The sequence below is a fragment of the Sporosarcina sp. G11-34 genome (genome assembly GCF_026931025.1).
On record NZ_JAHNZW010000008.1, the window covers coordinates 180727 to 192869 of the forward strand.

Sequence of the window (12143 nt, forward strand, 5' to 3'; positions counted from 1 at the left end):
TATACCCCCTATAGTAATTTCTTAATTGGTCCGTTCCATACACTCATACCCGGTACAACATTAACAACTTTAGTAAAACCAGCAGCGACTAGCTTTTGTGCGACGTGATCACTGCGGTTTCCCGTTCTGCAAACAACGTAAATCTCCGCCAGCTTATCAATGCTATGCAACTTAGTTTCAACTTCCCCAAGCGGCATCGATTGAGCTCCCTCAATATGACTGAATGCAAATTCCGCAGCTTCACGGACATCAAGTACAAGCGCATCGCTATTCTTCACTAAAATCTCTTGTAGTTCTTCATTCGAAACAATATGCGGATGTTTTTTCTCCACTTTTTCTTCTTCACTCGATTTACGTAAGTAGTGCTTAAGCAGTCCAGCGTGTTCAGTCGTTCCTAAGTAATGATGTCCTGAACTTGTAGCCCATGCTTTTAAATCCGCTGTGGATCCTTTATCCGTCGCTTGCACTTCCAATACATTCCCAGGTTTCAACTCTTTCATTACCTTTCTTGTTTTAACTATAGGCATTGGACAAGCCAAGCCCTTTGCATCAAGTACAAAGTCAGTTTTAATCATGTCATCGTCTCCTCTTACTAATGCCCGTATGGGTATACTTCATTTCAAAAAAATATTACTCTAATAAACCTTCCCAATCATTCATACCGCCTACCATGTTCACTACTTTATAACCATGACTATCAAGTATTTGCGTAGCTCTTCCGCTTCGCCCGCCTGAACGGCATACCATTGTATACTCGATTTCTTTATCCAATTCATGCATACGGAACTCCAATAATCCGAGTGGTATGTGGATTGCTCCTGCTATTTTTCCTTCTTTCACTTCATCTACTTCACGTACATCTATTAAGTGAATCTGTTGCTTCGCATTTATCTTCATTTGGACTTCCTTTGGTGTTATTGCATTCATCCTAAACCCTCCATTTTTTTCAATATCAAATAAATAAGTTTACGTTCCCATCTTGTGCATCGCCTAAGTACGCCGCAACTCCTGCATATTCAATGCCTTCCAACAGCTCTTCTTGCTGAAGGCCTAGAAGGTCCATTGTCATTGTACAAGCAACTAGTTTAATATCTTGTTCTTCTGCTAACTCAATAAGTTGAGGTAAAGTCATCGCATTATGCTTTTTAATGACGTGTTTAATCATTTTAGGACCCATTCCAGCAAAGTTCATTTTTGAAATACCCATTTTATCTGCACCACGTGGCATCATTTTCCCAAACATTTTTTCTAAGAAGCCTTTCTTTAGAGCAACTTGTTCATCTTTACGCAACGCGTTCAATCCCCAAAATGTGTGAAAAATCGTCACTTCATGATCATAAGCCGCAGCCCCGTTTGCAATAATATAAGCTGCCATTGCTTTATCGTACTCACCACTGAACAATACAATCGTCGTTTTTTTCGTTTCAGTCAATTAAATCTCCCTTTCAAGGTACCCCTGTGGGTATTAATTGTTTTAAAAAGAAAAGAGTCAACTACTTAGCGACTCCTTACTAGTAAATCTACTGCCTCTTTTACGATATCTTCTTGTGTCCTTGAATCACTATCCTCCATTTGTTGAATACATTCAATCAAATTGGAGCTAACGATTACACCAATCGTTCTGTCAATTGCCGATCGTGAAGCGGATAGCTGAGTGATCACATCTTTACAATCTTTGCCCTCATCCATCATTTTCAAAATACCTTTGATTTGTCCTTCAATCCGTTTCAACCTGTTTTTCACTTTGTCATCATATTCCATGAATGTTGCTCCTCTCTGTTTACTTTATAACTTGATGTTATACCCATAGGGGTACATTGTCAATATGTTTGTTTTTGCGAAAATATACATCTGTCACTTTAAAGTTACACCTATGCGATTTATTATAAAGAATAAATATAAAGTGACTATGCAGATAGTTTTGTACGTAACGAAAAGAAACCATTTTTTTATTTGTGTCCGTGTTGAAATCCTTAAGATTGTTTCCTATTATACCAAAAGGATTTCAACGATTTGCTCATACTTACGACAATCGGCTGTATTTCAATGTTAAGTTTATGTAAAGCTTCCTTACTTTGAATCAAAGCAACATGAAAAAATGCTATCATTTAGTAGGATTATCTATTCGTAGGATGAATTAAAGGAGTTTGACATGAATAAATCTAAGAGAAAGATAGGGTTTAAATCACTTTTGAAGATATTTTTAATTTCTACACGTCTTGGGTTAACCTCTTTCGGTGGACCCACGGCTCATTTAGGCTATTTTCACGAAGAATATGTACGTAGAAGAAAATGGATGGACGAGAAGAGTTACGCTGATTTAGTTGCTTTGGCACAGTTCTTACCTGGTCCGGCTAGTAGCCAAGTAGGTATTGGGATTGGCGTTATGCGCGCCGGTGTTTTAGGTGGAATCATATCTTTTATTGGATTTACGTTACCTTCAGTTATCGCACTTATTCTTTTCGCATTGCTACTCACGGAATTTGATGTTGGAAATGCTGGATGGATCCACGGCTTAAAAATTGTAGCGGTGGCAGTCGTTGCACATGCTATTATAGGTATGGCCAAAAATTTAACGCCCGATTTAAAAAGAAAGGCCATCGCTCTATTTGCACTTATAGCGACACTTCTTTGGCAAACGGCTTTTACTCAAGTAAGTGTCATTTTAATCGCTGCACTTGTCGGATTTATTTTATTTAAACAGCATAGTGAAAACGAAGAAACAAGTTCACAATTTCCTATTACTAAAAAAGTTTCAATGGTTTGTTTACTACTATTTTTCGGATTACTATTTCTTTTACCTGTGATTAGAGAAGTCACCGGGTCCTATTGGGTAGCTATGTTTGATAGTTTTTATCGGTCAGGGTCCTTAGTTTTTGGGGGCGGCCATGTCGTTTTACCGTTATTGGAACAGGAATTTGTACCAACTGGTTGGATTAGCGAAGAGTCGTTCTTGGCAGGTTACGGGGCTACGCAAGCTGTACCTGGTCCACTATTTACATTTGCGGCCTATTTAGGCACTGTTATGAAAGGTTGGCAAGGCGGTTTGTTCGCAACGTTTGCAGTATTTTTACCTGCTTTTTTGCTAATCGTGGGGGCATTGCCTTTTTGGGATCGTTTACGAAGTAATCCGAATGTCAAAGGCGCAATCATGGGCGTAAACGCGGCAGTTATAGGGATCTTAATCTCGGCGTTTTACTTCCCAATCTGGACAAGTTCCATCTTAAAGCCTGTTGACTTTGCTTTAGCTGCACTATTGTTTAGCATGCTAGCCTACTGGAAACTTCCACCTTGGATTATAGTGATTTCTGGTGCTATAGGTGGATCATTATTAACCTTTCTATGATAAAGTAAAAAAGTCCTTCGGAATAAGGACTTTTTGCAAGTCTAGACTGTGGATAATTTTCAAATCTCCCTCGTTACTTTCCAAATAACACCTGTTTTCGGAACTGCTCCTTCTCCGGCAAACAAACCGAAATCCACAATATAAAGTGCATTGTCTGCTCCAAAAACTGCATCAATGGGTCGTTCAAATCCCCCTCCATTTGTCAAAGAAGCCGGCAAACCGGATTGGTTTAACGCAAATGAATGGACTTGCCCTGTACTCATGTCGATGCGTGATACACGATGACCGACGCCTGGTAATGGTTTCCCACCGGTTGTTATTGGATCATTGGCTCCGAACTCTGCAACGAAAGCATCCCCGATTGGGCCAAATGAAGGATTTTCATTAAAACTAAATCCCATTGCGGCAGAATGTGCTGGAAATGTCGCCACGGGATGCGGTGGTTGCATCGGGTGTTTAGCTAGCAAAAAGGTTGGCTGCGGCTTCCCTTCCGGTTTAAACTGTGGCATAGTGACGGGCAATCCGCCGGTGAAATCCGGAAACCCATACCAAACGCCAGGTTGAATCCACTGAAACTCGTCTGGCGAATTGGCGACCGGACGACTACCACGAACATCTATCCCGTGATTCGCCGCAAACAAACGGTCATACCGATCAAACCGCAATCTAAACGGATTTCGTAAGCCCCATGCGATCAATTCTAGTTCAGAGCCATCTGGATTGGCCCGTAATATACTTCCACTCGCACGCACAATTCCACCTACTACCTTCCCAGGATAAGTTGGAACCCCAAAAGGTACATATGCACCAGTTGTGGTAGTCCTTTCTGGAAAGTCGTCTAAAAAGCTAGATGTTTGAAAATCCTCACCGTTCAACGTAATTCTTCCACCGGGATAATCATGAAAGAAAGGGTGCTCCTTAACCCAACTATTATCTTTTCCTACAACTCCACTATTCGTCGCTGTTCCTTGACCAAAATACATTTTCCCATCGGGTCCGAAGACAACACGATTGTTATGATGATCTCCGTTACTAGGTAATCCTTCAATAATATCCTTTTTCGTTCCATCAGGTTGAATAATTGTGACATAACGGCGATGAGCGACGTAAATATTGCCTTCATATTCTGTAATCCCTGTAAGCGGAGGATTAAACCCATCCGCTATAACGGTAAATCCTTGTTCTGTCAGTTTTAATACTTTCCCATTTCCATCGGTAATACCCGAATCAGCAACAAGCATTTCGCCTTTTTCGGTAAAAGTTAAGTTAATTGGAGTTGTGAGACCTTTAGCAAACACATCAATCTTATAGCCAAGTGGTACCATTATATCCTTGGGGTTCAACTTTCGTTCAGGCATAGTAAACTACCCCTCTCATCTATCCTTTATCAATCTATTCAACAATTGGGCTTTCCGCTACTTATTCAGTCACATGTTGCTTTTTGTTCATATAGTATACATAAAGGAGAGAAACTATGGGTTTCGCTAAGACTGTCCCCTCCCATCCATTAGCCATTCATAGAACTCTAAACAATTGGTCCCCTATAAAAAAGTTAGTATTTGTAGCATTAATGGCGGCACTTGGCGCAATTTTTCAAGCCGCTGGGACATTGCTTCCGGGTATTGGATATATGATAAGTCCCCTTGCCACTGCACCGATTTTACTAGGTGCTTTACTTTCATTATCCTCAGGTATTTCAACGTACGTATTAACCATCTGTTTATTACTATTGATGGCACCTAGTGAGCTACTCATTTTTCCATTTACGACAGGATTAATTGGAATTGGCTTCGGATGGACGCTTCGTGTTTGTAATCGGCGCTTTGACATTCTATTAGTCAATGGTTTTCTACTATTTATAGGTATTTGTATACCGCTCTATGTACTGGGCTTTCCAGTGTTCGGTCCAGTAGTTTCTTCTTCTTTCAGTCCAATTATTCTACTATTTATTTTCGGATTTTCACTTCTTTATAGTTGGTTATGGATGGAATTCGGTTTGTTTTTGCTCCGTAAAATCAAAGTCATCTTGAGCCTCGGTTAGTCGCCGTTTCGCAAACCAAAAAGACCTTTTGTAAGTTGAATTCACCTTACAAAAGGTCTTTTTACACTATATTATTTCCAATCTGTATGAAAAGATCCTTTTACATCTGTGCGCTCATACGTATGGGCACCAAAGTAATCGCGTTGGGCTTGTAGTAAATTTGCGCTTGATTGGCCCGTACGATAACTATCATAATAAGTCAAAGAAGCACTTAACGCTGGGAATGACATACCAGACATCACACTTTCGGCTATAACTTTTCGTAACCCTACTTGATAGTCCTTCGTTTTTCCGACAAAATACGGTGCAACTAGTAAATTAGCTGTAGTCGCTTGTGCTGCATAAGCTTTACTAATCGTATTTAAAAACTCCGCTCGTATAATACAACCCCCGCGGAAAATGAGCGAGATATCTTTTAATGGCAAGTTCCAGTCATTCAATTCTGAAGTCATTTTATATTGAGTAAATCCTTGCGCATACGCACAAATCTTCCCCATATATAATGCTTGTCTTACATGCTCAATCCATACTTTTTTCTCTAAATCATTTTCTGCAATTTCTGGTCCTGCTAAAACGGTCCCTGCATAAATCCGCTCTTCCTTCGCATGTGAAAGATAACGCGCAAATAGTGATTCCGTAATAATGGATACCGGAATTCCATTATCAATTGCTTGTATGCTTGTCCATTTACCCGTGCCATTCTGACCCGTTTTGTCGAGTATTAGATCGACAAGTGGCAAACCCGTCTTTTCGTCTTTTTTTCTTAATATATCGGCGGTAATTTCGATTAAATAACTCTTGAGTTCGCCTTGATTCCACTCTTCGAAGATGTCGGCAATTTCATGTAGTGGAATATGTAGTTTTCTCCTCAAAAATGTATACGCCTCAGCTATAAGTTGCATATCCGCGTACTCAATTCCATTGTGTACCATTTTAACAAAATGGCCTGCACCCTTCGGACCGATGTAGACACAACAAGGGTCCCCTTCTACTTGGGCTGCAATTTTAGTTAAGATAGGTGCCACCTTTTCATACACTTCTTTTTCTCCACCTGGCATAAGGGAGGGACCTTTTAACGCGCCTTCTTCTCCACCAGAAACGCCAATTCCTAAATAATCGATTCCTTTGGACTTTAATTCATCATATCTACGTGCGGTGTCTTCATAATTTGAATTGCCGCCGTCCATAATAATGTCACCTAACTCAAGATAAGGGACTAATGAAGAAATAACCGTGTCTACCACCGCACCAGCTGTAACCATAAGAAAGATTTTTCTAGGCGACTGTAATGACTGCACAAAACTTTCGACATCGTAATACGGACGAATTTGTTCGTCCTCATGATTTTTCACAAGTTGGTCTGTTAAATCTCGCGTATAATTGTATATAGCGACTTGCTCACCTTTACTAGCCATGTTTAGCGCGATACTACTACCCATAACCCCTAGACCAATAACCCCAATTGTATTACTCATCTATCTTTCACTCCTTTTATATAACTAATTTATATATGTTGAACTAGAGAATGCTACACCTAGTTGATTTCCGTTCCGAGCGGCGACTCCAGCGGGAAAGCAAGAGATCCGGGACCCTGGACGGAGCGTAAGCGAAGGAAGCGGCTCGGTCCTTGCCCGCGGAAAGCGTCCGCTCGGAACGGAAATCAACGGCTCGGTAAAGCTATCATCATTGGACTTTTTCAGGTTAGAATCTTTAATTATCCGATTTGGTTAACCCTCTTTGATATTTGGCGATGTTTTCATATTCGCTTCCTAATACTCTTGATACATTAATGAATATCGGTAATAGTTTTTGGTATTCATCTACATCGGATTCGATAGGTTTGTGCTTATATGTACTTCCAATCATTTCTGAAACAACATCAAATGATCCAATTTCCCCTGTAGCGTAGAGCCCCAAGATACATGCACCAAGACATGAACTTTCATAACTTTCGGGGACAATCACTTCCAAATCAAATATATCAGCCATCATTTGGCGCCAAACATCCGATCTTGCGAATCCGCCCGTAGCTTGAATTCGAGTAACTGGTTCATCCATCACTTCAAGCAATGCCAAAAACACGGTATATAAATTATAAATTACACCTTCAAGAGCCGCGCGAATCATATGTTCTTTCTTATGCGACATTGTTAGTCCAAAAAATGAGCCACGTACATCTGGATTCCATAACGGGGCACGTTCACCCGCAAGATAAGGGTGGAATAACAACCCATCGGATCCTGGTCTTACACGTTCAGCTATTTTTGTTAACACTTCATACGGATCAATACCTAGCCTTTTCGCCGTTTCAACTTCCGATGATGCGAATTCATCTCGAATCCAGCGAAGTACCATTCCACCATTGTTAACGGGTCCACCAATCACCCAATGATTCTCGGTTAACGCGTAGCAAAAAATCCGTCCTTTTTCGTCTGTTTTCGGCTGATCAATAACCGTTCGAATGGCACCACTAGTCCCGATTGTTACAGCCACCTCACCTTTTCCAATCGCATTCACACCGATATTAGAAAGCACGCCATCACTTGCCCCTATGACAAATGAAGTTTGTGGATCGATACCCAATTTTCTCGCTATCCGCAAATCACAGTTTTTGAAAATCTTAGTTGTCGGTACTAGTTCAGACAACTGCTGGCGAGTGACACCTGCAATGTTTAATGCTTCCTCGTCCCAGTCAAGTTTCTTAAGATTCATCATCCCCATTGCTGAGGCCAAAGAATGATCAACAACATACTGATCAAACATTTTTTTAAATATGTATTCTTTAATCCCAATATACTTTTTAGCTTTCGTAGCTATTTCAGGTCGGTCATTTACAATCCACGCAATTTTACTTAATGGTGACATTGGATGAATTGGTGTTCCAGTTCGTTTGTATACTTCATGACCATTTAGTTCATTTTTGATTTTACGTGACCACGCTTCACTTCGATTATCGGCCCAAGTAATACATTGCGTTAACGGCTGGTCATTTTCATCCATGGCAATAACGCTATGCATTGCACTGCTAAATGATATAAACAATAATTTCTCGCGTGAAATTTGAGATTGTTTCATAATAGTAGAAATGGCTTGTACTACAGCCTGATAGATTTCTTCTGGATTCTGTTCAGCTGTCGATATATCCGGTGTGTAAAGAGGATACCCAATATTTTCTTGTTGAATAATCGTACCTTTTTCAGTAAATAAAACAGCTTTTGTACTCGTTGTACCGATATCTACACCTAGCATATAATTCGTCATTTTTCTCACTCCTTTCCTTTAGTAAGCATTTGTTGCGACTCCCAAAGGTCTTCTACTTTACCTTGGACATTATCGAAATTTTGATGTAACGCTTGAATCATAATCGCCCGGTCTTTTGTCTTTATCGCTTCGATATAGATCTCATGATTTTTTAAAATACGTGAAAAATCATCATACTTTTCCTCTACATGCATTCTCATCGACAGAAGAATAAGACTTTCCATAACTGGTTTCATATTGTTCCAAATCAAAAGGATATATGAATGATTAATCGAACGAATAATCGTTTCGTGAAATAGTACATCTTGATAAGAAAACTCATCTACATCTTTGTATTTAATCGCAACTTCCATCATTTCAAGGATTTTACTGAGTTCCCTTACTAGTTCACTCGTATCTATTTTTACAATTCGTTCGTAAACAAACGTTTCGATAAGTAAACGTACATCGTAAAATTCTTTAATGTCTTGTTCGGTTAAACCTACTACAACCGCACCCATTCTTTCCAATCGAATAATGTTTTCGGTTGCTAATATTTTAAGTGCTTCACGAATAGGCGAACGACTTACTTCAAATTCCGTGGCTAGTTTGTTTTCGGATAAGACGGTACCCTTTTTTATCATCCCGGAAATAATACGCATTCTAAGTTCGCATGCCAAAAGAAGACCCGTGGAGGGATTCGCAATCCATTTCGAAGGATATAAAAATTCGTTTGACTTAATCATACCTTCACTTCCTTCTCTCACACTCAACATACTTGTATACAAGTATGTTGAGTTAAATATATCATAATGTAAACGCTTTTAGAAAGGATTAAGATTCGGTACTGATTGAAAATATCTACATACTATTTCCTATTTTTTCATTATAGTATTCAACGAGGTTAGGATGTTCTTTCAAGTCATTTTTTCCTTCTTCACTAATTGAATAAATACCTCTTTCGACCCGATCAAACCAATCGTAGTAGTTTTTATTGAGAATGGATAAGGTTTTATCGCCCGTCCCCATTTGGCGTAATGCTTTAGGTGACAAGGTTCCGAAACGCACAAGGCAGCAAGCAATATGAATGCAGTTTTCTTTATAGGCGGACATAATTCGGGTTTGGTGACTTCCCCCAATGTTAAAATCACCGCTTCTACCCTCAATTTCAGACAGTAGGCGATTTCTTTTTTTCTTACTAAGTCCCATGCTTTTCACCCGATCAAAAGAGCCCGGTTCAAACATTAATTCCGCCAATTCATCCCCTTTTTTAAATACTACAATAATCAAGCCCAATTCCAATCTTTTTATCAAGTAACAAAGATCTTTCCACTTCTTGGAGCGGAAACTATACGCGGGCTTTGGAATAGCAATATAAACAAGGTTCGTTAGTCGTTGCCTTATTGCCGCTTGCATTAACAAGTCAATATTCAAGTTCAATTTCAACTCAACAATGACAAGTTCCTTTTCCTTTACCGCTACGACATCACATTGGTCAACTTCACCATAGACATCAAATCCTTGTTCAGTAAAATAATCTTTAATCGGTTTATATAAATCGGTTTCATAACGTTTAACTTTCATTTCAATCCCCATTCACTAGGTATTCATATCAAAAAAACAAAGCGATTAAACTATAAAAGTTTGCTCGCTTTGTTTAGTATAATCTATTCGATTGGTGTTATGAATCGTTATACGCTCAAAAGGGCCGCGTCATTCGTTAACATTTCTCCGCGAATGCGTTGGAATTCATCCATCAGTTTGGCGATTGTCAATTCTTTCTTTTCTTCCGCTTCAACTTCTAAAATAATTTGTCCTTTGTCCATCATAATAAGCCGATTCCCTAAATCGAGGGCCTGTTGCATATTATGAGTGACCATGAGCGTCGTCAACTTATCCTTTTCAACAAGTTCTTTCGTTAAATTCGTGATCAACTCTGCCCGTGATGGATCGAGAGCAGCTGTATGTTCATCTAGAAGTAAAATCGACGGTTGCGTAAATGTAGCCATCAATAATGAAAGAGCTTGTCGCTCGCCACCTGAAAGCATTCCCACTTTAGCATTTAGTCGATTTTCAAGATTAATATGCAGTGTTTCAAGCGATGTACGAAATAATTCACGTCGCTTTTTATCAACACCTCTCCTGAATTTACGTGTTTTATTTCGTGAAAATGCCATTGCCAAATTCTCTTCGATTGTCATGGAAGGAGCCGTCCCTGCCATTGGGTCTTGAAACACCCTTCCAATCATCTGAGAGCGCTTGTATTCAGGCAGCTTTGTAACGTCCTTACTAGCAATTTCAATAACACCAAAATCGGGAGTTAGCGCGCCGGAAATCATATTCATCATCGTGGATTTTCCGGCCCCGTTGCTTCCAATTACAGTTACAAAATCCCCAGGTTTTAACACGAGGTTGATTTGATCAAGTGCAATTTTTTCGTCGGGTGTAGCCTCATTAAAAATCTTATTAATGTTATCGAGTTTTAACAACGGCCTCCCCCTCCTTCTTCAACGCTAAATTTGTGTCAGCTAAACGTTCCGCATAGCGTTTTTCTTTCCTCTTTTTTTCACGTCTTTTTTCAATGACTTGCGGCAATATAAGTGCACAGATGACAATTACTGCGGTAATTAGCTTCATGTCTCCCGTATCAAGGATTTTCACTCGTAGTGCAAGACCTAGAACGATTCTATAAATAATAGAACCTGCGATGACTGCCAATGTTATGCGCATAATTGTTCTTGTACCAAAGATTGCCTCCCCGATAATAACTGAAGCTAAACCAATAATGATCATTCCAATTCCCATACTTGCATCTGCAAACTTTGAATACTGGGCAATAAGTGCACCGGAAAATGCGACGAGTGCATTCGAAAATCCAAGTCCAACGATAACAAGCGTATCTGTATTCGCCGATAAGCTTCGAATCATTTTTTTATTGTCCCCTGTTGCGCGTATTGCGAGTCCTATCTCAGTTTGTAATAACCAATCCACTACAAATTTAATGAGCACTACAATAATTAACATGATGAATAAAGTTCCCCAAGTGGAAGGAATATATTCAACACCAAGTGAAGTGAAAAAACCGTTAATTACTTCATCAATACCAAGTGAACTCCAAAACTCACTAAAACGACTAAATAACGTATCCGCATTTAATAATGGAATGTTGGGGCGACCTACCGAATTTTCTACGGTCAGTCCCATAATTCGCAAATTGATAGAGTACAACGCAATCATCATTAATATTCCGGAAAGAAGCGCATTAATTTTTCCTTTTGTATGTAAAAGTCCTGTTATACAACCAGCCATGAAACCAACAACTAACGCAACAGCAGTAGCTATCGCGGGATGATACCCAAAAGTAATCATCGTTGCGGCAACAGCGGCTCCTGATACAAAACTTCCATCTACCGTTAAATCTGGAAAGTCTAACACTCGGAATGAAAGGTACACTCCGAGTGCCATAATTGCATAGATGATTCCTTGTTCAACAGAACCAAAAACAGCTGAAAACAT

Annotated in this window: 13 protein-coding genes; 2 read left to right on the plus strand and 11 right to left on the minus strand. The window is 39.6% G+C overall.

Going from position 1 to position 12143, the window contains the following annotated elements:
• Positions 1-8 precede the first annotated feature (8 nt).
• The 4 genes from KSU66_RS13615 to KSU66_RS13630 all read right to left on the minus strand — a co-directional run bounded on the left by KSU66_RS13615 (position 9) and on the right by KSU66_RS13630 (position 1761).
• Positions 9-575 (minus strand): sulfurtransferase TusA family protein, encoded by a 567-nt coding sequence (locus tag KSU66_RS13615; RefSeq protein ID WP_269052005.1) that lies wholly within the window; start codon positions 573-575, stop codon positions 9-11.
• 55 nt (positions 576-630) lie between these two features.
• Positions 631-927 carry a rhodanese-like domain-containing protein gene (locus KSU66_RS13620; RefSeq protein ID WP_269052006.1) on the minus strand — a complete coding sequence of 99 codons (297 nt, stop codon included), beginning with the start codon at positions 925-927 and terminating at the stop codon, positions 631-633.
• Positions 928-952: 25 nt separating this feature from the next.
• Positions 953-1432: a DsrE/DsrF/DrsH-like family protein gene (locus KSU66_RS13625; protein WP_269052007.1), complete on the minus strand. Its 480-nt coding sequence runs from the start codon at positions 1430-1432 to the stop codon at positions 953-955.
• A 65-nt stretch (positions 1433-1497) separates the two neighbouring features.
• Positions 1498-1761 (minus strand): metal-sensitive transcriptional regulator, encoded by a 264-nt coding sequence (locus KSU66_RS13630; protein WP_269052008.1) that lies wholly within the window; start codon positions 1759-1761, stop codon positions 1498-1500.
• 391 nt (positions 1762-2152) lie between these two features.
• Here KSU66_RS13630 and chrA point away from each other — a divergent pair, with 391 nt between their 5' ends.
• A complete protein-coding gene (chrA, locus tag KSU66_RS13635) occupies positions 2153-3346 on the plus strand; it encodes a chromate efflux transporter (RefSeq protein WP_269052009.1) in 1194 nt (397 codons plus the stop codon).
• 59 nt (positions 3347-3405) lie between these two features.
• Here the strand turns inward: chrA and KSU66_RS13640 are convergent, their stop codons facing one another.
• On the minus strand, positions 3406-4704 hold the full coding sequence (locus tag KSU66_RS13640) for a PQQ-dependent sugar dehydrogenase (RefSeq protein ID WP_269052010.1): 1299 nt from the start codon (positions 4702-4704) through the stop codon (positions 3406-3408).
• Between the two features lie 116 nt (positions 4705-4820).
• On the opposite strand from KSU66_RS13640, the gene KSU66_RS13645 reads away from it, so the two are divergent.
• On the plus strand, positions 4821-5387 hold the full coding sequence (locus tag KSU66_RS13645) for a hypothetical protein (protein WP_269052011.1): 567 nt from the start codon (positions 4821-4823) through the stop codon (positions 5385-5387).
• Between the two features lie 71 nt (positions 5388-5458).
• Here KSU66_RS13645 and gnd read toward each other — a convergent pair whose 3' ends face one another.
• From gnd to KSU66_RS13675, 6 genes are all read right to left on the minus strand, one after another.
• Entirely contained in the window at positions 5459-6862 is a 1404-nt protein-coding gene (gene gnd / locus KSU66_RS13650) for a decarboxylating NADP(+)-dependent phosphogluconate dehydrogenase (protein WP_269052012.1), read from the minus strand.
• Positions 6863-7097: 235 nt separating this feature from the next.
• Positions 7098-8648, minus strand: coding sequence for a gluconokinase (gene gntK / locus KSU66_RS13655; RefSeq protein ID WP_269052013.1), 1551 nt, complete (start codon positions 8646-8648; stop codon positions 7098-7100).
• Between the two features lie 5 nt (positions 8649-8653).
• Complete coding sequence (locus tag KSU66_RS13660; protein ID WP_269052014.1) at positions 8654-9373, minus strand: GntR family transcriptional regulator; 720 nt, start codon at positions 9371-9373, stop codon at positions 8654-8656.
• Between the two features lie 115 nt (positions 9374-9488).
• Complete coding sequence (locus tag KSU66_RS13665) at positions 9489-10211, minus strand: DUF2161 domain-containing phosphodiesterase (protein ID WP_269052015.1); 723 nt, start codon at positions 10209-10211, stop codon at positions 9489-9491.
• Positions 10212-10318: 107 nt separating this feature from the next.
• On the minus strand, positions 10319-11116 hold the full coding sequence (locus tag KSU66_RS13670; protein ID WP_269052016.1) for an ABC transporter ATP-binding protein: 798 nt from the start codon (positions 11114-11116) through the stop codon (positions 10319-10321).
• A complete protein-coding gene (locus KSU66_RS13675) occupies positions 11100-12143 on the minus strand; it encodes an ABC transporter permease (protein WP_269052017.1) in 1044 nt (347 codons plus the stop codon). Before KSU66_RS13675 ends, KSU66_RS13670 begins: the two co-directional genes overlap by 17 nt.

Bases quoted from the DNA above. Each gene is read 5' to 3' on its own strand.
- KSU66_RS13615 (WP_269052005.1), bottom strand. From the start codon at position 575: ATGATTAAAACTGACTTTGTACTTGATGCAAAGGGCTTGGCTTGTCCA.
- KSU66_RS13620 (WP_269052006.1), bottom strand. From the start codon at position 927: ATGAATGCAATAACACCAAAGGAAGTCCAAATGAAGATAAATGCGAAG.
- KSU66_RS13630 (WP_269052008.1), bottom strand. From the start codon at position 1,761: ATGGAATATGATGACAAAGTGAAAAACAGGTTGAAACGGATTGAAGGA.
- chrA (WP_269052009.1), top strand. From the start codon at position 2,153: ATGAATAAATCTAAGAGAAAGATAGGGTTTAAATCACTTTTGAAGATA.
- KSU66_RS13640 (WP_269052010.1), bottom strand. From the start codon at position 4,704: ATGCCTGAACGAAAGTTGAACCCCAAGGATATAATGGTACCACTTGGC.
- KSU66_RS13645 (WP_269052011.1), top strand. From the start codon at position 4,821: ATGGGTTTCGCTAAGACTGTCCCCTCCCATCCATTAGCCATTCATAGA.
- gnd (WP_269052012.1), bottom strand. From the start codon at position 6,862: ATGAGTAATACAATTGGGGTTATTGGTCTAGGGGTTATGGGTAGTAGT.
- gntK (WP_269052013.1), bottom strand. From the start codon at position 8,648: ATGACGAATTATATGCTAGGTGTAGATATCGGTACAACGAGTACAAAA.
- KSU66_RS13660 (WP_269052014.1), bottom strand. From the start codon at position 9,373: ATGATTAAGTCAAACGAATTTTTATATCCTTCGAAATGGATTGCGAAT.
- KSU66_RS13665 (WP_269052015.1), bottom strand. From the start codon at position 10,211: ATGAAAGTTAAACGTTATGAAACCGATTTATATAAACCGATTAAAGAT.
- KSU66_RS13675 (WP_269052017.1), bottom strand. From the start codon at position 12,143: ATGTTTTCAGCTGTTTTTGGTTCTGTTGAACAAGGAATCATCTATGCA.